This is a genomic window from Jatrophihabitans sp. (genome assembly GCF_036388195.1).
Taxonomy (GTDB): Bacteria; Actinomycetota; Actinomycetes; order Mycobacteriales; family Jatrophihabitantaceae; genus Jatrophihabitans_A.
Genome location: NZ_DASVSG010000050.1, coordinates 11,724 through 31,793, shown reverse-complemented (window position 1 = coordinate 31,793; position 20,070 = coordinate 11,724). Strand labels below are relative to the sequence as shown.

The window sequence follows — 20,070 nt, the reverse complement described above, 5'->3', positions numbered from 1 at the left end:
CGACCCGCTGCTGATGGCGCGCGCCATGCGGCTGGCGGTCCAGGCCGGGCGCGATGCCCTGCTGGCCGGCCGGATCCCGCGCCGCTGGTGGGCCGAGGCGTCCTCGCCGTACGAGGGCATGCTCGATCCACCTCAGCTCAGCGCTGACTGAGGACGTGCATCCAACATTCTCGATTCGAGACTCGTGAATGCCCTGTCAGCTGGCGGGTGTCGGATCAGCCGCCCTGCACGGCGGTGACCACATCGACCCGATCACCCGGCTGGACGGCAGTGCCGGGCCAGCTTCCGCGCGGCACCACCTCGCTGTTGACGGCGACCGCGATGCCGGTGTCGCGATCGCTGATCTCGCGCACCAGGTCGGCCAGGCTCAGCCCATCGGCCGCTTCCCGCGACTGCCCGTTCACCGTTATCTGCACGCGGGATTCCTAACGGATCAGGCCGGCCGCAGCCGGTTCGGCGGGAGCGGTTCGTGGTGGATCTGCGGAGAACCGGCCGGGGGAGAACGGGGCCCACACCGGGGCCGGCGGCTCGCCGGCGACCAGCGCGACTACGGCGTCCGCTGTCAGCGCAGACAGCAGAATGCCGTTGCGGTAGTGCCCGGTGGCCAGCACCAGCCCGTCGGCGAGCCGGCCGAGGATCGGGCCGTTGTCCGGGGTGCCCGGACGCGACCCGGCGCGGGCCTCGACGAAGTCGAACTCCGAGCTGATCGGCAGCAGCTCATAGGCGTTGCGCAGCAGCTCATAGACCCCGCCCGCGGTCACGCCGGTGTCATGGCCCTGCTGCTCGGAGGTGGCCCCGACCACCACCTCGCCGCCGGGACGGGGGACCAGATAGATCTCGCCGCCGCGCACGATCCCGCGCACCGTGCGGGTCAGCACCGGCCCGGCCGCCCGTAGCCGCTCGGGCACCGCCAGCCGCAGGATCTGCCCCTTCACCGGGTGCACCGGCACGTCGGCCAGCGTCCCGGTCGCGGCGCCGCCGCACAGCACCACGGCGCCGGCGGTGAGTTCGGCGCCGGTCGCGGTCCGGACTCCGCTGACCCGGCTGCCGCCGCGCAGCAGCCCGGTGACCTCCGCCGCGACGAAGCGGACCCCGGCGGCCTGCGCGGCCTGGCGCAGCACGTCCAGGTAGCGCCGGTTGTCGACCGAGAGGTCATCGGCTGCCAGCACCCCGCCCCGGACGCCGGCGGCCAGGTACGGCTCCAGCGCGCGGGTGGCGGCGCCGCTCAACCGCTGGGTGCTCAGGCCCAGGCCGGTGCGAAAGTCGGTCAACCGGTCCAGCGCGGCCCGGTCGTCGGAGTTGAAGGCCACCGCCAGGGTGCCCTCGGTCCGCAGACCCACCGAGTGGCCGGTCCGCTCCTGCAACTGCGCGACCAGCCGCTGGAACACCGGCACCGCGGCAAGGTTCAGCCGGGTCAGCTCGTCCTCGCCGAAGGCTGCCTCGGTGACCGGAGCGAGCATTCCGGCTGCCGCCCAGCTTGCCCCACGACCGCCGCTGGCATCGACCACCTGGACGCGGGCGCCCCGTTCGGCGAGCCGGTAGGCCGCCGCCAAGCCGATCGCGCCCCCGCCGACCAGCAGCACATCCGCCGGTTGCGCAGCCATGCTTTCAAGCTAGCCGAGCCGGGTCAGCCGGCCGATCAGCCGCTACCCGAGCAGGGGGGCCTGGCTGTCCGGCCGGCTGTCCGGCCGCGAACCGGCCGAGCCCCGCTGGGCCGCCGACCGGCTGGCGTCGATGGTGGTGCCGGCGCTGGCCACCACCACCATCACGATCGCGACGGCGGTGCGCAGCATCAGCTGCTGGTCCAGCACCAGCACACCGGCCATCGCCGCGACGGCCGGCTCCAGGCTCATCAACAGGCCGAAGGCCGCCGCCGCCAACCGACGCAGCGCGATCAGCTCCAGCGAGTAGGGGACCAGCGTGGACAGCACCGCCACCCCGAGCCCACCGAGCAGGACGCCCGGCCGCAGCAGCTCCGAGCCGCCCTGCGCGACGCCGGCCGGAACCATCACCAGCGCGCCGAGCGCCAGGGCCAGCGCCAGGCCGTCCAGCCCGGCGGAGCTGGAGCCGACCCGTTGGGACAGCAGGATGTAGGCAGCCCACAGGGCGCCGGCCAGCGCGGCCAGCAGCAGCCCGAACGGGTTCAAGCCGCCCTGCGAGCCACCCAGGGCCAGCAGCGCCACGCCCCCGCCGGCCAGCGCGACCCAGAGCAGGTCGAGCAGCCTGCGGGAACCGGCGATGGCCACCGCGAGCGGCCCGATGAACTCCACCGTCACGGCCGGCCCGAGCGGCAGCCGGTTCAGTGACTCGTAGAAGCTCCAGTTCATGCATGCCAGCACCAGGCCGAAGCCGGCCACCGCCAGCAGGTCACGGCGGCTCCGGCCGGCCAGCCGGGGACGGGTGAGGGCGAGCAGCACCAGCGAGGCGAACACCAGCCGCATCAGCACCACGCCGGCCGGGCCCACCTCGGCGAACAACGTGTTGGCGAAGGCCGCGCCGAACTGCACCGAGATGATGCCGACCAGCAGCAGGACCTGCGGGGGAAGGGCATCGGTCCGTCCGCGTGCTGGCACGCTGCCATGCTCGCATCCCCAGCTGGCGCCTCCCGGCCGCGGGCCTGCCGGGGCGAGCGGAGCGATGGTTGGATGAGGCAATGACCAAGCCCTCGCTGGCAACGGCCCGGCTGTACCTGTGCACCGACTCCCGTCGCGAGCGCGGTGATCTGGCCGAGTTCCTCGACGCGGTGCTCGCCAACGGGGTCGACATCGTCCAACTGCGTGAGAAGAACCTCGAAGCAGCCGACGAGCTGGCGGCGCTGGAGGTCTTCGCCGATGCCTGCCGCCGGCACGCCGTCCTGCTGGCGGTCAACGACCGGGCCGATCTGGCGGTCGCCGCCGGGGCGGACGTGCTGCACCTGGGCCAGCGTGACCTGGCGCCGGTCACCGCCCGCCGGATCGTCGGCCCGGACGTGCTGATCGGGCTGAGCAGCCACAGCACCGAGCAGGCCCGGGCGGCCGCGACGGCAGCCGAGGTCGACTACTTCTGCCTGGGCCCGGTCTGGGCGACGCCGACCAAGCCGGGACGACCGCACACCGGTCTGGAGCCGGTCGCCGCGCTGGCAGCCGAGCAGCCGTCCCGGCCGTGGTTCGGCATCGGCGGCATCGACGAGACCACCCTCGACCCGGTGCTCGAGGCCGGGGCCCGCCGGATCGTGGTGGTACGGGTGCTGACCGAGGCCGAGGACCCGGGGGCCACGGCGGCCCGGCTGGCCGAGCGGCTGGCGGCAGCCGGCTGAACCGCGCCGGCGGCTGGCGCTGTGTAGCGTCTGGCTCGTCAACACCGAGGGAGCAGGCCGGACATGGATGGCGCCGCGCAGCGATGGTTCGACTCGCGCACCTTCGACGCGGCGCAGTTCCAGGCCGCGGACCTGATCGGCGCCAAGCAGCGATCAGGCCAGACCGTCAGCGTGGTGATCCCGGCGCGCAATGAGGCGGCGACGGTCGCGGCGGTGGTCTCCCAGATCCGCCAGGCGCTGCTGGTCAGCGGGCTGGTGGACGAGCTGGTCGTGCTCGACTCCGATTCCACCGACGACACCGCGGCTATAGCCCGGGCCGCCGGCGCCACCGTGTTCGCCGCCCGCGACATCGACACCGGCACGCCGCTGAGCCCCGGCAAGGGCGAGGCGTTGTGGAAGTCGCTGTTCGTCACCAGCGGCGACCTGCTGGTCTTCATCGACGCGGACCTGACCGAGTGGGGCCCGCACTTCGTGACCGGCCTGCTGGGGCCGTTGCTGTCGGAGGAGCCCTCCGATGAGGGCATCCTGCTGACCAAGGGCTTCTATGACCGGCTGGCCGACGACCTGCCCGCCGACCCGGCCGCCGCGCTGCCGCAGGGCGGGCGGGTCACCGAGCTGGTGGCCAGGCCGCTGCTGAACCTCTACTGGCCCGAGCTCGCCGCGGTGGTCCAGCCGCTGGCCGGCGAGTGGGCGGTCCGTCGCTCGCTGATCGAGTCCCTGCCGATCCCGGTGGGCTACGGCGTCGAGTTCGCCAGCCTCACCGACACCTGGCGCTGGCACGGCCTGCCGGCGATCGCGCAGGTGGACCTGGGCCGGCGCGGGCACCGGCACCGGAACGTCCATGACCTGGGAGTGATGGCCGCCGAGATCCTGGCGACGGCGATGCGCCGGCTGCCGGTGGGCGCCATGTCCGCCAGCCCGCCGGTCGCTGCCAGGCTGCCGGCGGAGGCGGGGCTGCCGAGCCTGCAGCAGTACGACCGCCACGCCCCGCAGGGGTGGCGAAGCCGCCCGGTGCCGGTGGCCGAACGCCCGGCCGCCCGGACCAACGGGCGCTACACGAACCGGACGATGACCTGATGCTCGAGCTGGCCGGCCGGCGCTTCGACCAGAACGCCCTGCTGATCATGGCGATCGTGAACCGGACGCCGGACTCCTTCTACGACCGGGGCGCCACCTATGCCTTCGACAAGGCCCTGGAGCGGGTGGCCGAGGTGGTCGCCGCCGGCGCTGAGATCGTCGACATCGGCGGGGTCACGGCAGCTCCCGGCGACGAGGTCGACGCGGCCGAGGAGATCCGGCGCACGGTGGACTTCGTGGCGCGGGTGCGCGCGGAGTTCCCGGAGCTGATCATCTCGGTGGACACCTGGCGCCACGAGGTGGGACGGGCGGTCTGCGAGGCCGGCGCGGACCTGCTCAACGACGCCTGGGGTGGCTATGACCCGCGGCTGGCCGAGGTGGCCGCCGAGTTCGACGCCGCGCTGGTCTGCACGCACGCCGGCGGCGTCCGGCCTCGGACCAGGCCGCACCGGATCTTCTACGACGACGTGCTGGCCGACGTGCTGAGCCGGACGGTGGACCTGGCCGAGCGGGCGGTCGAGCTGGGGGTCTCGCGCGAGAGGGTGCTGATCGATCCGGGGCACGACTTCGGCAAGAACACCTGGCACTCGCTGGAGGTGACCCGGCGGCTGGGCGAGATGGTGGCGACCGGCTGGCCGGTGCTGGTCTCGCTGTCGAACAAGGACTTCGTCGGCGAGGCGCTGGACCTGCCGCTGGAGCAGCGGTTGCTCGGCACCCTGGCCACCACTGCCATCTGCGCCTGGCAGGGCGCCACGGTGTTCCGCGCCCACAACGTCGCCGAGACCCGGCAGGTGCTCGACATGGTGGCCGCCATCCGCGGCAGCCAGCCGCCACGGCGGGCCGTGCGGGGCCTGGCGTGATCACCGCGGTGGCCGGCTGCCCTCATCCACCGCTGCTGCTGCCCGGCATCACGGGCCGTCCGGTCGCCGAGGTGGAGCAGCTGCGGACGGCCTGCCTGACGGCGATCGGCGAGCTGCTGGCCGCCGGGCCGAGCCGGGTCGTGGTGGTCGGCGGCGCCGGCCCGGACGAGGACGAGAAGGCGCTCAGCATCGTGATCGGCCGGCGGTTGCTGACCGAGGCGGGCTGCCGGCTGCCGGTCGAGCACCTGGTCGTCGCGGCCCAGAGCCCACCGGCGGACTGCCTGGAGGCCGGCCGCCGGCTGGCCGCCGAGGACGACTCCACCGGGCTGTTGGTGATGGCCGACGGCTCGGCGTGCCGGTCGCTGAAGGCGCCGGGCTACCTCGACCCGCGGGCGGCGGGGTTCGACGCGGGCGTCCAGGCGTGCCTGGGGTCCGGCCGGCTGGACGGGCTGGCCGAGCTGGACCCGGTGCTGGCCGCCGAGCTGCTGGTCGCCGGCCGGGCGGCCTGGCAGGTGCTGGCCGGAGCCGTTGCCACCGCCGGCCGGTGCCGCCTGCATTACAGCGACGACCCGTTCGGCGTCTGGTACCCGGTGTTCAGCTGGGTGCCTGCTGGCTGAGCTGTGCAAACTGCGCGGTATTATGCGCAGTAGGCCTGTCACGATGTGCAACGATGCCAACTTGGAGTAGGCATGTTGCTGGGCACGGTGCCACAGCGGCATCCTGCGAGATGTGGCCTGAGCCGGCCTGACCGATGGAGTGCAGGAGGACGATGTTGACTACCACCGATGTGGCCCTGACGCCCGCCGAGCGCGATGCCGATCTCAACCTCGAGCAGCTCAAGCAACTGGTCGGGCTGGTGCCCTACGACCAGAGCACCGACCCGTTCCCGGTCACCGGCTGGGACGCGGTGGTGTTCGTGGTCGGCAACGCCACCCAGACCGCGCACTACTACCAGTCCGCCTTCGGAATGGACCTGGTCGCCTACTCCGGCCCGGAGACCGGCAACCGCGACCACAAGTCCTACGTGCTGCGCAGCGGCTCCTGCCGGTTCGTCATCTCCGGCGGGGTCAGCCCGGACAGCGCGCTGCTGGACCACCACCGCGCGCACGGCGACGGGGTGATCGACATCGCCCTGGAGGTTCCCGACGTCGACCGCTGCATCGCCCAGGCCCGCAGCCAGGGCGCCACCATCCTCGACGAGCCGCACGACGTCTCCGACGAGTTCGGCGTCATCCGCACCGCGGCGATCGCGGCCTACGGCAGCACCCGGCACACCCTGATCGACCGCTCCGGCTACACCGGTATCTACCTGCCCGGCTACGTCCCGCAGCGCTCCGGCTACGTCAAGCGCGAGGGCGCGCCGAAGCGGATGTTCCAGGCGCTGGACCACGTGGTGGGCAACGTCGAGCTGGGCAAGATGGATGACTGGGTCGGCTTCTACAACAAGGTCATGGGCTTCGTGAACATGGCCGAGTTCATCGGCGACGACATCGCCACGGACTACTCGGCGCTGATGTCGAAGGTGGTGGCCAACGGCAACCACCGGGTCAAGTTCCCGCTCAACGAGCCGGCGATCGCGAAGAAGAAGAGCCAGATCGACGAGTTCCTGGAGTTCTACCAGGGTCCCGGGGTGCAGCATCTGGCGCTGGCCACCAACGACATCCTGCGCAGCGTCGATGCGATGCGGGCCGAAGGGGTGGAGTTCCTGTCCACGCCGGACTCGTACTACTCCGACCCCGAGCTGCGGGCCCGGATCGGCAATGTCCGGGTGCCGATCGAGGAGCTGCAGTCACGCGGCATCCTGGTCGACCGGGACGAGGACGGCTACCTGCTGCAGATCTTCACCAAGCCGGTCGGCGACCGTCCGACGGTGTTCTTCGAGCTGATCGAGCGGCATGGCTCGCTGGGCTTCGGCAAGGGCAACTTCAAGGCGCTGTTCGAGGCGATCGAGCGGGAGCAGGACAACCGCGGCAACCTGTAGGCCGCGCTGGGGGGTGCTGTGAGCAGGCGGGAGCTCGACTCGCTCGACGTGGCGATCCTGGCCGCGCTGCGAGACACCCCGCGGGCCGGCTATCTGGAGCTGTCGCGGCTGTTGCAGGTGTCCCGGGCCACCATCCAGGCCCGCCTGGACCGCCTGGAACGCGACGGGGTGGTCTCCGGCTACGGCCCGGACGTCGACCTCGCCGCGGCCGGCTACCCGGTGCTCGCCTTCGCGACGCTGGAGATCGCCCAGGGCCGGCTGGAGGAGGTGACCGCGGCGATGGCGGCGATCCCGTCGGTGGTCGAGGCCTTCGCCACCACCGGGCCCGGTGACGTGCACTGCCGGTTGGCCGCCAGCTCGCACGAGGATCTGCAACGGGTGCTGCTGGAGGTCTCCCAGATTCCGGGGGTGGCCCGCTCGACGTCGGTGATCGCGCTGACCAGGCTGGTGCAGCACCGGCCCGTCGAGCTGCTCGAAGCCGCCGACGTGCCGCCGGCCAGCCGCACCGGCAGCCGCTGACTTCAACCCGGCGACCGCTAGGCCGGCTGCCGCTCGCGCCGGCGGGTCAGCAGAACTCCCACGACGCCGTCGGCGTCCTGGTCCACCAGGATCCGAGCCAGCGATGATCGTCGCCGCTGGCCACGCCGCCGCTGTCGAGGGGCTCCAGGTCCAGCCAGGCTGACTCCACCCGCCGGCCGGCAGCGCGGCAGTAGCCGGCGGCCAGTCGTTGCTGCTGTTCGGCGAACTCGGCCGGGGCATCGGCGCACCGCGCCAGGGTGAGCGTCATGGCGAGCAGCTCACCGGCGATCCGCCCGGCCGCGATCAGCGCCGCCTGCTGGTCGAGGAGCTCCCGACGGTCGGGGTAGCGGCGTGCCAGGTCGCCGAGTGCGTGGGAGAGCCGGTGTGCCTGGGTGCCCAGGTCAGCGAGGCGCCGGGCATTGGCGCCGGTCAACCGCGGGTCATGCAGCGGCGCCTCCGGCGCCTTGCCGGCAGCCTCCGCTGCGTCACCCAGGCCGGTGACCAGCGCCTCGCCGGCCCACAGATCCACGGCGAAGTCCACCCCGCCGGCGACCAGCAACACCCGGGCATCCCGGAACAGCTGCTCGGCCGGCAGGGTAGCTGCCTTCCGCTGCTGCTTGCTGGCCGCGGTCTCCACTCCCTCGGCGGCCAGCAGTGAGAGGGTCGCGTCCACGATCCGCCAGCAGGCTCTGGTGGTGAGGTTCTTGGCCGCGACCCGGTCCCGATGCCGGCCGATCAGCGCATCGTCGCCGAGCAGGCACCAGCGGGTCACGGTGTCCAGGGCGAAGAAGTCGGCGAGACTGCCGCCGATCAGCTGCTGGACGGCCGGGTACGCGTTCAGCGGCCGGCCGTCGATCGTGCGGCGGCAGGCGAAATCGCGCTGGATCGCGAGGCACCGGCGCGCGATCGCCAGCGCCGCGCCGGCCACCAGGTAGATGCGGCCGCGGGAGCTCACCGCGTCGAGCAGCGCGCTGTCACGCCAGTGCACGCCGGGACCGTCCAGGACCCGCACCGCCGGCACCTCCACCCCGTCCAGGTTCAGCGCTCCCAGCGGCAGGGCCTTGAGCCCGATCACCTCCTGGGTGCTGCGCACCCTGAAGCCTTCGCTGTGGGTGTCGACCAGGAAGAGGCACGCGTCAGGGGAGTCCGACGTCCCTGCCCGCCCCGGGACGACCGCGGACACGATCAGCTCGTCGGCGATCGGCCCGTTGCCGATGAACACCTTCTCGCCGGTCAGCCGGTAGCTGCCGTCGGCGCCAGGCTCAGCCAGCGTGGCCGGCAGGAGGTTGGCGGCTCCGCCCGGTTCGGTGTCCGCCCAGCCGGAGACGGCGCCGTCGGCCAGCCGGCGCAGGATCAGCTCGCGCAGCTCGCCCGGCCCGGTGGTGGGCAGCAGCGCGGGCAGCCCGATCCCGTTGTGGACGGCCAGGGCGAAGCCGGCGGCGGTGGAGTGCTCCGCGGCGGCGGCGAGAACCCGGAAGGTGCCGTAGTCCGACAACCCGAGACCGCCGTCGGCCGGATCCACCTGGCAGCGCAGGAACCCGCCCTGGTGCAGGGCCAGGAATAAGCGCGGCGGCAGCTTGCGCTGCTGCTCGGCCTGCTCGGCGTTCAGGCAGGACTCCAGCAGCGCGTGGAGCCTCGTGACCGCCTCGTCGGTCCTCGCCCGGTCCTGCGGCGCCTCCCTCGGAAAGGCGCTCATCAGGCGCCAGGGCAGCCGCCCGGCTGCCAGCTCGACCACCAGGCTGCCGGGTAGCGATTCCGACGTCACAGCAGAACTCCGCAGGTGAGGTCGGCGATGATCTCGAGCACCTCATCGGGTCGCTCCAGCAGGTAGTGGTGATCTCCCGGGACCATCGTGACCTGGAACCGGGACGAGGTCTGCCGGCGCCAGCCGAGCAGGTCCTGCTCGCTCCAGTAGTCCTCCAGCCCGCTGACCACGGCAAGCGGGCAACTCAGCGGCCTGCCAGGCTGGTACCGGTAGGATTCGACGAGCTCCAGGTCGCTGCGCAGCATGCGGTAGGACAGCGCTACCAGCTCGGGATCCTCGGCCAGCTCCGCCGGCAGCGGGGGATACCGCCGGGTGATCTCGGCCCGGAACTCGTCCTCGGACAGCCCGGTGATGGGCGGGTCCTCGGGCGGCCGGTGGGGCGGCCGGTGTGCCGAGACGATGACCGCCTGCGGTCCGGGGCGGCCGGCAGCCTCCAGCGCCCGTGCGGTCTCGAAGGCCAGCAGGCCGCCGAGGCTGTGGCCGAACAACAGGTAGGGCGGTGTGAAGGCGATGTCGCGCAACAGGGCCGCCACGTACTCGGGCACCCGGGTGAAGGGCGTTTCCTCGAAGCGCCTGCCGCGGCCGGGTGGCAGCACCCCCCAGACCTCGAGCTCCGGCAGCCGCTGCTCCCACTGCAGGTACGCCCCCGGCGAGCCGCCGGCGAACGGGAAGCAGTAGATCCGGTGTGAGGCGTCCGGACGACGGGACCGGCGAACCAGCCAGTCATTCACCGGGCTGCACCCGAATGGCCGGACCGGTGGCCGACTCCGTGGGGGTCAGGGTCTCCAGGCTGTGCTCGGGCCCGCTCGGCAGGTCGTGCATGCTGCGGATCCGGGACAGTATCAGCGGGATGGCCGGCAACAGACTGCCGACCGCAGCCACCCAGAGGGTCGGGCGAAGCCCGATGGTCTCCCCGAGCAGGCCCCCGACGAAGGCGCCCAGCGGGATCGGTCCCCAGTTCAAGAATCGCACCGTGGCGTTCATCCGGCCGAGCAGGGGCGCCGGGGTCGCCGCCTGCCGCAGGCTGATCTGGGCGATGTCGTAGATGCACGCACCGAACTCGCCGATCAGCACGCCGACGGCCAGCATCACCAGCGCGGTGCTGGGATTGGCCAGCGCCATCATCACGATCGCCACTGCGGAGATCATCGAGCCGAGGATCATCACCCGTCCGAACCGCCAGCGTTGCAGCACCCGGTCGGCGACCAGCGAACCGAGGATCGCCCCGAGGTTGCCCACCGCCAGCACTGCGCCCAGCAGCGCGGGTGACAGATGCAGCACCCGGATCGCGTACAGGGCAAGGATCGCGCCGGTCATGCCGAACAGGTAGAAGAAGTTCGCGGTGCCGGTGGCAAGCGCCAGCGGCCGGATCAACCGATGTCGCCAGACGAATCGAATCCCTTCCATGATGTCGCGGCCCAGCCCGCGCAGATCGGTCCGCCCAGGTGGGGCCTCAGGTGCCGGTTGCCCGTCCTCGCGCCGGATCAGCAACAGCAGCACGGCCGAGCCGAGGTAGCTGAAGGCATCGACCAGGATCGCGATCGGAGCGGTCAGTACCTGCACGAGCACCCCGCCGATGCCGGGCCCGGCGAATAGCGCGCCGGAGTAGGACAGCTGCAGCTTGGTGTTGCCCTCGACCAGCTGATCCGGCTCGATGATCGCCGGCAGGTAGGACTGCTGGGTGACCTCGTTGAACACGCTGAGCACGCCGACCGTGAAGGCCACCGGGTAGAGCAGCGCCAGGCTCAGGTAGTCGAGCCAGGCGGCCACCGGCACCGCCATCAGCAGGGCAGCCCGGGCCACGTCGGTGCTGACCATCACCGGCAGCTGGGGCAGCCGGTCGATGATCGCCCCGGCGGGCAGCGTGACGAGCAGGAACGGCAGGAACTGCATGGTGCCGATCAGCCCGATCTGCAGCGGCGAGGCGTCCAGCTTCAGGATCGCGGTCAGCGGCAGGGCGAGCGCGGTGATCTGGGTGCCGACCAGGCTGATGGTTTGCGCCGTCCAGAGCTTGAGGAAGTTGCCGTGCCGCCAGAGACCGGCCGGGCGGCCGGCGTCAGCGGTGGCGGTCATCGGACCGGTTCCGCGGCGCGGCGGGCACTTGCCGGACGCAGGTCGGTCCATACCTCGGCGATGTGGGCCAGGCACTCGCTCTTGGTCCCCGCGACGCCGGTGGCGATCCAGCCGCGGGGGATGTCGAGTGTCTCGGGCCAGATCGAATACTGCTCCTCGTCGTTGCGCACCACGGCATACCTGCGCTGGTCCTCGTCATCGAACATGCTCAACCTCCTGCGGGCGGTCTGGTGTTTCGGCCGGCTCGAAGGCCTCGATCCGGCTGGCCAGGGTCTCGACGGTGTGGGTGGTGAAGATCTCCCGGACTGTCACTGGCATGCCGTACTCATGCCGGATCCAGGCGGTCAGCCGGGCGGCGATCAGCGAGTCGCCGCCCAGGTCCAGGAAGCTGTCCTGTGCGCCGACCCGGGCAGTGCCGAGGACGCGCTCGAAAGCCGCGGCGACGGCCTGCTGGACGGCGCCGCGCGGCTCGACGTAGCCGTCGGCGTCGGCTTCGACATCGGTGTCCGGACGCACCGCCGGCTCGATGGTGACCGGCACTGCCGGATCGGGATCGATCCGGAACCGCAGGCGCTGGAAGGCGGCGGTGGGCAGCGGCACCCGGCGGTGCCGCTCACCCTCGTTCAGCCCGGCCCAGTCCAGCTCGCGGCCGGCCTGCCAGAGCTGGCCGGCGGCCCGGAGCAGGTGGGCGGCTTCGGGCTCGTCCTCGACGGCGTGCGGCAGGCTGGTCAGCAGCAGGTCACCGGCCCGGTGCGCAGGATGCCGGCGCGCCAGCGAGGTGAGCGTCCGGCCGGGCCCGACCTCGATCAGCGCGTGCCGGTCGGCATCACCGACCAACTCGGCCAGCACGTCGCCGAACCGGACGGTGGCCCGTAGGTGAGCGGCCCAGTACGCAGGATCGCAGGCCTGCTCGGCGGTCAGCCAGCGGCCGGTGTGGTCGGAGAGCATCGGCAGCGACGGCGGGTTCAGCCGCAGCGTTGCGACGGTGTCATGGAAGTTCCTGACGACGGGCTCGACCAGGCTGGAGTGGGCGGCGGCGGTGATGTGCAGCAGCCGGACCTCAAGGCCTCGCCCTGCCAGGTCGGCCGCGAACCGCGTCACGTCGTCGCGGGGGCCGGATACGACGCACTGGTCAGGACCGTTCACCGCCGCGATGCTCAGCCCCGGCTCCAGCAGGGTTCGCAGCTCCGCCTCCGGAAGCGATACCGCGATCATCGCCCCCGGCGGCAGGGCGTCGAGCAGCCTGGCCCGATCGGCGACCAGCGCCACCGCGTCGGGCAGCTCGAAGACCCCGGCGATGCAGCCGGCCGCATAGGCGCCCAGGCTGTGGCCGGCCACCGCGTCCGGCGCCACGCCCCAGCGTTGCCAGAGCGTGGCCAGGGCGTACTCGGCGGTGAACACGCAGGCCTGTGCCATCGGCATCGCCTGCAACTGGCCGGTGGCCACCGGATCGCCCGAGCTGGCGTAGAGCACCTCGCGCAGGTCCCTGCCCAGCGCCGGCTGGAACAGCCGGGCGCAGTCGGCCACCGCCTGGCGCAGGGCGGGTTCTGCTGCTGCCAGCTGCGCGGTCATGCCGACGTACTGCCCGCCCTGGCCGGGGAAGAGGAACGCCAGCGGTTGCCGGCCGGTGCTGGCCGGCCCGGCGCCCAGGTCAGCCGAGGCCAGGGCGGCGGCCAACCCGGGGATGTCCTGCGCCACCGCGAAGCCGCGGTAGGCAAGGGGACGGCGACCGGTCTGCAGCGTCCACGCCAGGTCGGCCAGCTCAGGGGCTGGCTCGGTGGTCAGTTCGCTGGTCAGGGCGGCCGCTACGGTGGCCAGGGCCTGCCGGGTACGACCGGAGAACGGCGCCACCCGCCAGGACCTGCTCAGCTGCGTGGGCCGGCCGCCGCCGGGCGCCTCCTCCAGGACGACGTGCGCGTTGGTGCCGCCGATGCCCAGGGAATTCACACCGGCCCGCAGCGGGCCCGGCGCCGTCCAGTCCCGCAGCCGGGTGTTGACCTCGAACGGGGTGGCGGCGAAGTCGATGGCCGGGTTGGGCGTCTGGAAGTGCAGGCTGGGCGGGATCTGCCGGTGGCGCAGCGCCAGCACGGTCTTGATGAACCCTGCGACGCCCGCCGCGGCGTCGGTGTGGCCGATGTTGGTCTTGACCGAGCCGATCCAGCAGGCGCCGTGCCGCGGCGCCGAGCTCCCGGGCACGGCCCGGAATGCCGAGGCCAGCGCGGCAATCTCGATCGGATCCCCGAGTGGGGTGCCGGTGCCGTGGGTCTCGATGTAGCTCACCGAGTCCGAGGTGATCCCGGCCAGCCGCAACGCGGCGTGCACCGCCTCGGCCTGCCCGGACACGCTGGGCGCGGTGTACCCGATCTTGTCGGCGCCGTCATTGTTGATCGCCGAGCCGAGGACCACGGCGTGCACCGTGTCGCCGTCCTCGAGCGCGTCGGCGAGGCGCTTGAGCACCACGATGCCCGCGCCGTCCCCGCCGACGGTTCCGCCTGCTGCCGCGTCGAATGCCCGGCAGTGCCCGTCGGCGGACAGGATGCCCGTCTCGGAGTACTCGCCGGGGTAGGTCGGCACGTGCACCGTCGCGCCGCCGGCCAGGGCCATGTCGCATTCCCCCGCGAGCAGTGCCTGCCCGGCCAGGTGGATGGCCACCAGCGACGTCGAGCACGCGGTCTGGACGGTGACCGCCGGTCCGCGCAGCCCGAGCTTGTACGAGGCCCGGGTGGTGAGGAAGTCCAGCCCGCAGCCCAGTCGCAGCTCGAATTCGGCGACGTCGGCGAGCAGCTGGCTGTCCCGGCGGGCATGCAGCAACCCCGAGTACCCGGTCTGGCTGCTGCCGGCGTAGACCCCAATGGGGCCGGGATACCGCGCCGGGTCGTAGCCCGCGTGCTCCAGCGCCTCCCACGCGCATTCGAGAAAGAGCCGGTGCTGCGGATCGATGATGAGCGCCTCGCGGGGCGCGTAGCCGAAGAACTCCGCGTCGAAGCAGTCGGGGTCCTCCAGCACGCCACAGGCCGGGCGGTGCCGGGCGCCCTCGGGGGCCGGCAGCTCGACGATGGACTCGATGCCGCCGGCGAGGTTGCGCCAGTACTCGGCCAGGGTGCGGGCGCCGGGCAGCCGCACCGCCATGCCGATCACCGCCAGCTGGGCCTCGGTGTCCCGCTGCTCGGTATCCAGCGGCTGGCTGTCCAGCGGCTCGGTCCTCATCGGCGGGCTCGTTGCCGGCGGAGGCGGCCCCGGCCATCGGAGCGGGCAGCCGGAACGGATCCTGCGGCGGCCGGTTCGCCGGCCGGTGTCCCGTCCAGGTATCGCGCCAACGCGCCGATGGTGGGGTACTGGAACAGCGCTATCAGCGGCAGGTCGGGGCTCAGCTCGGTGGTGATCCGCTGGTGTATCCGTCCGAGCAGCAGCGAGTGGCCGCCGAGGTCGAAGAAGTTGTCCTCCGCGCCGACCCGGTCGAGCGCCAGGATGTCACGCCAGATCTCTGCAAGCTTGCCCTCGGTGGCGCCGATCGCCGGCCTGCTGCGTGGTTCGGCGTCAGGGCGGGGTTGCGGCAGCCGGCGGACGTCGATCTTGCCGCTGCGCGTCATCGGCAGCTCATCGAGCCACACGTAGGACGACGGCACCATGTAGGCGGGCAAGATCGTTCCCAGCTGCTGACGCAGGTCGGCAGGGGTGGGCGGGGCCGGCTCCGGCGCCCGAACCAGGTAGGCGACCAGTTGCGGCGTCCCTGACGCCATCCCGACCGCCGCCACGTGCGCCTGCTCGATGCCGGGCAGCCGGCGCAGGGCCGCGACGACCTCGCCCGGCTCGATGCGATGGCCGCGGAGCTTGATCTGCGAGTCGGTGCGCCCGAGGAAGTCCAGTGAGCCGTCATCGGCGCGGCGGACCAGGTCACCGGTGCGGTAGAGCCGCTGTCCCTCGCTGAACGGATCGGGCACGAAACGCTCGGCGGTCAGGTCCGCGCGGTTGAGGTAGCCCAGGGCAAGCCCGATGCCACCGAGATACAGCTCGCCGGGGATCCCGGTGGGCGCCGGCCGCATCCCGTCGTCGAGCACGTGCGCGCTGAGGCCGGGCAGGGGCCGACCGATTCCCGGCAGCTCCGGCCCGCTGCCGACCTCGGCCCAGGTGGAGGTCACGGTGGCCTCGGTCGGGCCGTAGGCGTTGATCACCGTGTACGGCGTGTCCGGCCGGCTGCTGGCGGTCAGCCGGTCCCCACCGGTGAGCAGCAGTCGCAGCGCGCCGGGCGGCTCGGCCAGCGCCAGCAAGGATTCCACCAACGTGGTGGGCAGGTCGACCACCGTGATGCGGTGCTCGGCGAGCCAGTCGCGCACCCGGGTGGGCACCAGCCGGACCTCGTCCTCGGGCACGTGCAGGCTCGCGCCGGCCGCGAGCGTCGGCCAGATCTCGCCGATGGAGACGTCAAAGGCCGGCGAGGCGAACAGCGTCGTACGGTCGGAGGCGGACAGGTCGAGCACGTCGGTGTACCAGCTGACCAGGTTGGCCAGCGCCGCGTGCGGGATCGCCACCCCCTTGGGCACGCCTGACGAGCCGGACGTGTAGATCACGTACGCCGTATCGCTCGGCGCGACTGCAGGCAGCTCCGCCATCAGGTCGGCCGCGGCACCGTCCGGTTCGCCGGCGTGGGGCACGGCCATCGTCGCCACCGTCGCCGGCAGCTCGCCGGCCCACTGCCCGTCGGTCAGCGCCCAGCGCACTCCGGCCTCGGCGCAGCAGAGTGCGATCCGCTCGGCGGGCGTGCTCCGGTCCAGCGGCAGGAACGCCGCGCCCGCGAGCAGCACCGCCAGTTCGGCCACCACCAGGCCCGGGCCGCGCGGCAGGAGCAGAGCCACCACGTCGCCGCCGCGCACCCCGCTCCGGCGCAGCCGGGTGGCTAGCCGGGACGCGCGGCGCACCAGCTCGCCGTAGCGCAACTGCTCGGCGGAGCTGGACACGGCGAGCGCATCGGGGGCCGCCGCGGCCCGGTCCAACACGGCACGGGTGACGGCGCGGAACGGGCGCGCCGGGCGGGCCGGCTGGCTCTCGCGCTGGCGGTCCGCCGCGCTGAGCAGCGGGAGATCGCCGACCGTGGTGGTGGGTGCGGTCACCACGGACTCGAGTAGCCGGAGGTAGCGGGCAGCCATCTCCCGCATGGTGCGCTCGTCGAAGAGGTCGGCGTTGTACTCCCAGAGCAGCAGGATGCGGTCATCCACCTGCCCGGCGTCCGCCGTCTGGCTCTCGGCCCGGGGAATGACCACCACGTCCAGCTCGGTCTTGGCCGAGCCGTTGCCGCGTTCGAAGATGGTGCCGGTGGCGCCGGCCAGGTCGAGTTCGGGCAGTGGGGAGTCGTTGACGCTGAACAGGATGGGCGCCATCGGTTGGACGGCGGCATCACGTTGCGGGTTCAGGGCCCTGACCAGCTCGACGAACGGCAGCTCCTGGTGCTGCGCGGCCTCGAACACCACCTCCTGCGCGCGCCGGGCGAGGTCGCCGAAGGCCAGGTCAGGGCTCACCTCGCAGCGTTGCACCACGGCGTTGACGAACATGCCGACGACGTCCTGGGTTCCGGGGATCTGCCGATTGGCGTACGCCGAGCCGATGCATACGTCCTGCTCGCCGGTGTAGCGATGCAGCAGCGCGGCGAAGGCCGCGTACATCGTGCTGAACAGGGTGAGCCGCTGGGCCTGGCAGAACGCGCGCAGCGCGGCCGGCAGCTGGGGAGGCAGCTCGATGCGCAGCGTCTGGCCCCGATAGGTCTGCACGTGCGGGCGGGGCCGGTCCGGGTGCAGCGTGAGTGGCGCCGGCATGCCCTCCAGCTGCTTGCGCCAGTAGGCCAGCTGGGTAGCGAAAACCGGGGCGGCGAGCTCGGCGACGGCCGGCTCGGCAGGGTCCGGGCCCATCCGCGCCAGCTGCTCCAGTTGCCAGGTGGCGTAGTCGTGATACTGCACCGAGGTCTCGGCCAGCGGCGAGGGCTCGGAGCGCGCATAGGCGTTGTACAGCGCCTTGAGTTCACGCATCAGCAGCGCGAAGGACCAGCCGTCGTGGACCATGTGGTGCTCGACAAGCACCAGCTCGTGCTCGTCCTCGGCGAGCCTGATCGCCGTCCAGCGCAGCAGCGGCAGGCTGCCCAGGTCGAACTGACGGTGCAGCTCCTGCTGGATCAGGTCTTCGGCCGCCGCGACGCGATCGGCAACCGGCACGTCTCGCAGGTCGACCCGGGTGGCGTGCGCTGGCGCCGATTCCTGGATCAGCTGCCACAGGCCGCCGTCCTGCTGGACGTAGGTGGTGCGCAGGATCGCGTGTCGGCGGGCGAGTTCGGAGATGGCCCGGTCGAAGATCTCCAGGTCCAGCGGTCCGACGACCCGGATCGTGGTCTGGGTGTGGTAGGCGATGCTGCCGGGGGCGAGCGAGGTGTGCAGCCAGACCTGTTCCTGCTGGCGCGACAGCGGCGCCCGGTGGCGGGCGCCGGGCAGCACCGGCGGCAGGGGCGCCCGGGTCTCCTCCCCGCGCCTGGTGACCAGTGCGGCCAGCTGCTCGATGGTGGGCGTCGAGAGCACCTCCACCGGTGAGACCGCCACCTCCTCCTCGGCCTGGATGCGGGCGGCGATGCGGGTGGCGGTCAGCGAATGGCCGCCGAGGGAGAACAGGTCTTCGGTCATCCCGACCCGGTCCAGGCCGAGGATGTCGCGCCAGATGGCGGCCAGCCGCCGTTCCAGATCGGTGCGAGGTTCGAGGTAGCACGCGTCGTCGCTGCGACGGGTGGCCTGCACCGTCGGCAGCGCTGCTCGATTGACCTTGCCGTTGGGCAGGCAGGGCAGGGCGTCGAGGATGGCGAAGGCCGACGGGACCATGTAGGCCGGCAGGTGCGCGCGCGCGTGCCTGCTGATCGATGCGGCGGTAGGCACGCGGCGGTCGTCGCGGGGCACCAGGTAGGCCACCAGCCGGCTGTCCCCGGCATCGCCGCCGGTGACCCCCTCGACGTGGGCCTGCAACACGTCGAGATGCCTGGTGAGCGCCGCCACCACCTCCAGCGGCTCTACGCGGTGGCCCCGGATCTTGAGCTGGCCATCATCCCGGCCCAGGAACCGCAGTCCGTCGGGCAGCTGGCGGACCAGATCGCCGGTGCGGTAGAGCCGTGCGCCGGGGTGAGCCGGGTCGGGTACGAACCGCTCGGCGGTCTGGTCCGCACGCCCCAGGTAGCCGCGGGCCAGCAGGGCGCCGCCGATGTACAGCTCCCCCGGCTCGCCGGCAGCCAGCGGCCGCATCCGGTCGTCGAGAACACAGACGACGACGCCGTCGATCGGGTGCCCGATCGGCAGCGGGTCGGCCACCGCGCCGGTCGTCGGGTCGAAACGAGCGGTGGTGGCGGTCACCGTCGTCTCGCTGAGCCCGTAGGCGTTGATCACCGGTGTCGCGCTGTGCGCCTGCCAGCGTGCCAGGGTGGCTGCGTAGCCTGCTTCGCTGCCGATCACCACCAGCCGCAGCGAGGGCGGCAACTGCCGAGGCCGCGCGTCGAGGTCGCGGGTCCACTGGGTCCAGTAGGACGTCGGCAGGTTCACCACGCTCACCTGCGACTGCCTCAGCTGCCGTTCCAACTCGGCCGGGGTAGGCAGCGAATCGGGCAGCACCACCACGGCGGCGCCAGCCGCCAGCGTCGGGAAGACCTCCTCGGCGAACACGTCGAAGGCGGGATTGGCGAACTGCAGCACCCGGTCGCGCTCGGTCAACCCGTAACACCGGGCGAGCGCTGCGGCATGGTGGAACAGCGCGCGGCGCGGCACAGCCACCGGCTTGGGCACTCCGGTGGATCCGGAGGTGAAAACCACGTAGGCCAAGTCTTCGGGGTGGGACGGGCTCGGCGCGGCCGGCTCGGGGGACGGCTGCCCGGCCGGGCCCCGCTGGTGGAGCCCCACCTCCAGCACCGTCGCGCCGGCTATCGCCTCGGCGATCGGGCGCCGGGCGGCGTCGGTGAGCACCCACCGGGCTCGTGCCGTCTCGGCCAGGCCGGCCAGCCGTCCCGGCGAGGCGCCTGCCACATCGAGCAGCAGGTATGCGGCGCCGCTGCGCAGCACTCCCAGCAGCGCGGCGATGAGCTCCGATCCGCGGGGCAGCAGCACTCCCACGACGTCGTCGGGCCCGACCCCGGCGGCTCGGAGCAGGCCGGCTACCTGGTGAGCGCGGTCTTCGAGCTCAGCGCGGGTCAACGGATCGTCGCTCAGGACGGCGGGCGCGTCCGGCGCCGCCGCCGTCCAGGAGGAGATGACGTCGCAGATATCGGGATGTGGCATGACTGCGCCCTCGTTTCGGGTACCAGGACGTGCGGCATGGCGACGCGTGACTGCCGGATCAGGGATCGGCTCAGGCACTCGGGCGCCGTGGGGTCTCGGCCCGTACCTCGAAAAGCGGACGCTCGAAAGGTACGGATCTGACAGCACGGTATTGAGCAATTTCGGACAAGTCAACCAAAAATTATATTTGGTAATGACTGCCTAACTTGCTA

Annotated in this window: 16 protein-coding genes; 7 read left to right on the top strand and 9 right to left on the bottom strand. The window is 72.3% G+C overall.

The features are described from left to right. Positions 1-13 precede the first annotated feature (13 nt). On the top strand, positions 14-151 hold the full coding sequence (locus VF612_RS04720) for a hypothetical protein (RefSeq protein ID WP_408658695.1): 138 nt from the start codon (positions 14-16) through the stop codon (positions 149-151). Between the two features lie 64 nt (positions 152-215). On the opposite strand, the gene thiS is transcribed toward VF612_RS04720, so the two are convergent. From thiS to VF612_RS04705, 3 genes are read right to left on the bottom strand one after another with little or no spacing between them, the layout of a single operon-like run. After that, positions 216-416 (bottom strand): sulfur carrier protein ThiS, encoded by a 201-nt coding sequence (gene thiS, locus VF612_RS04715; RefSeq protein WP_408658694.1) that lies wholly within the window; start codon positions 414-416, stop codon positions 216-218. A 9-nt stretch (positions 417-425) separates the two neighbouring features. Continuing rightward, the gene (thiO, locus tag VF612_RS04710; protein ID WP_408658693.1) at positions 426-1,604 is read right to left on the bottom strand and encodes a glycine oxidase ThiO; all 1,179 of its coding nucleotides are present in this window, start codon (positions 1,602-1,604) and stop codon (positions 426-428) included. A 42-nt stretch (positions 1,605-1,646) separates the two neighbouring features. Continuing rightward, positions 1,647-2,573 carry an EamA family transporter gene (locus VF612_RS04705; protein ID WP_408658692.1) on the bottom strand — a complete coding sequence of 309 codons (927 nt, stop codon included), beginning with the start codon at positions 2,571-2,573 and terminating at the stop codon, positions 1,647-1,649. A 68-nt stretch (positions 2,574-2,641) separates the two neighbouring features. Between VF612_RS04705 and thiE the strand changes: the two genes are divergently transcribed. From thiE to VF612_RS04675, 6 genes are all read left to right on the top strand, one after another. After that, complete coding sequence (gene thiE / locus VF612_RS04700) at positions 2,642-3,295, top strand: thiamine phosphate synthase (RefSeq protein ID WP_408658691.1); 654 nt, start codon at positions 2,642-2,644, stop codon at positions 3,293-3,295. A gap of 63 nt (positions 3,296-3,358) precedes the next feature. Further along, positions 3,359-4,372, top strand: a complete 1,014-nt coding sequence (locus tag VF612_RS04695; protein ID WP_408658690.1) for a glucosyl-3-phosphoglycerate synthase — start codon at positions 3,359-3,361, stop codon at positions 4,370-4,372. Next, positions 4,372-5,232: a dihydropteroate synthase gene (folP, locus tag VF612_RS04690; RefSeq protein WP_408658689.1), complete on the top strand. Its 861-nt coding sequence runs from the start codon at positions 4,372-4,374 to the stop codon at positions 5,230-5,232. Before VF612_RS04695 ends, folP begins: the two co-directional genes overlap by 1 nt. Beyond that, positions 5,229-5,849, top strand: a complete 621-nt coding sequence (locus tag VF612_RS04685; RefSeq protein ID WP_408658688.1) for a hypothetical protein — start codon at positions 5,229-5,231, stop codon at positions 5,847-5,849. Before folP ends, VF612_RS04685 begins: the two co-directional genes overlap by 4 nt. A gap of 155 nt (positions 5,850-6,004) precedes the next feature. Next, positions 6,005-7,213, top strand: a complete 1,209-nt coding sequence (gene hppD, locus VF612_RS04680; RefSeq protein WP_408658687.1) for a 4-hydroxyphenylpyruvate dioxygenase — start codon at positions 6,005-6,007, stop codon at positions 7,211-7,213. Between the two features lie 18 nt (positions 7,214-7,231). Continuing rightward, entirely contained in the window at positions 7,232-7,732 is a 501-nt protein-coding gene (locus VF612_RS04675; RefSeq protein WP_408658686.1) for an Lrp/AsnC family transcriptional regulator, read from the top strand. Positions 7,733-7,778: 46 nt separating this feature from the next. Here VF612_RS04675 and VF612_RS04670 read toward each other — a convergent pair whose 3' ends face one another. Genes VF612_RS04670 through VF612_RS04645 form a run of 6 tightly spaced genes read right to left on the bottom strand, consistent with a single transcriptional unit; the run spans position 7,779 to position 19,858 of the window. Continuing rightward, positions 7,779-9,497 (bottom strand): acyl-CoA dehydrogenase family protein, encoded by a 1,719-nt coding sequence (locus VF612_RS04670; RefSeq protein WP_408658685.1) that lies wholly within the window; start codon positions 9,495-9,497, stop codon positions 7,779-7,781. Next, entirely contained in the window at positions 9,494-10,228 is a 735-nt protein-coding gene (locus VF612_RS04665; RefSeq protein ID WP_408658684.1) for a thioesterase II family protein, read from the bottom strand. Before VF612_RS04665 ends, VF612_RS04670 begins: the two co-directional genes overlap by 4 nt. Next, complete coding sequence (locus VF612_RS04660) at positions 10,221-11,570, bottom strand: MFS transporter (RefSeq protein ID WP_408658683.1); 1,350 nt, start codon at positions 11,568-11,570, stop codon at positions 10,221-10,223. Before VF612_RS04660 ends, VF612_RS04665 begins: the two co-directional genes overlap by 8 nt. Further along, complete coding sequence (locus VF612_RS04655) at positions 11,567-11,776, bottom strand: MbtH family protein (RefSeq protein ID WP_408658682.1); 210 nt, start codon at positions 11,774-11,776, stop codon at positions 11,567-11,569. The genes VF612_RS04660 and VF612_RS04655 overlap by 4 nt, the downstream gene beginning before the upstream one ends. Next, positions 11,766-14,777 carry a type I polyketide synthase gene (locus VF612_RS04650; protein WP_408658681.1) on the bottom strand — a complete coding sequence of 1,004 codons (3,012 nt, stop codon included), beginning with the start codon at positions 14,775-14,777 and terminating at the stop codon, positions 11,766-11,768. Before VF612_RS04650 ends, VF612_RS04655 begins: the two co-directional genes overlap by 11 nt. After that, positions 14,774-19,858 carry an amino acid adenylation domain-containing protein gene (locus tag VF612_RS04645; RefSeq protein WP_408658680.1) on the bottom strand — a complete coding sequence of 1,695 codons (5,085 nt, stop codon included), beginning with the start codon at positions 19,856-19,858 and terminating at the stop codon, positions 14,774-14,776. The genes VF612_RS04650 and VF612_RS04645 overlap by 4 nt, the downstream gene beginning before the upstream one ends. Between the last annotated feature and the right edge of the window lie 212 nt (positions 19,859-20,070).

Excerpts from the sequence above, each read along its gene's own strand:
- VF612_RS04695 (WP_408658690.1), top strand. The coding sequence starts at position 3,359 with ATGGATGGCGCCGCGCAGCGATGGTTCGACTCGCGCACCTTCGACGCG.
- VF612_RS04720 (WP_408658695.1), top strand. The coding sequence starts at position 14 with ATGGCGCGCGCCATGCGGCTGGCGGTCCAGGCCGGGCGCGATGCCCTG.
- thiO (WP_408658693.1), bottom strand. The coding sequence starts at position 1,604 with ATGGCTGCGCAACCGGCGGATGTGCTGCTGGTCGGCGGGGGCGCGATC.
- VF612_RS04645 (WP_408658680.1), bottom strand. The coding sequence starts at position 19,858 with ATGCCACATCCCGATATCTGCGACGTCATCTCCTCCTGGACGGCGGCG.
- folP (WP_408658689.1), top strand. The coding sequence starts at position 4,372 with ATGCTCGAGCTGGCCGGCCGGCGCTTCGACCAGAACGCCCTGCTGATC.
- VF612_RS04655 (WP_408658682.1), bottom strand. The coding sequence starts at position 11,776 with ATGTTCGATGACGAGGACCAGCGCAGGTATGCCGTGGTGCGCAACGAC.
- VF612_RS04660 (WP_408658683.1), bottom strand. The coding sequence starts at position 11,570 with ATGACCGCCACCGCTGACGCCGGCCGCCCGGCCGGTCTCTGGCGGCAC.
- VF612_RS04650 (WP_408658681.1), bottom strand. The coding sequence starts at position 14,777 with ATGAGGACCGAGCCGCTGGACAGCCAGCCGCTGGATACCGAGCAGCGG.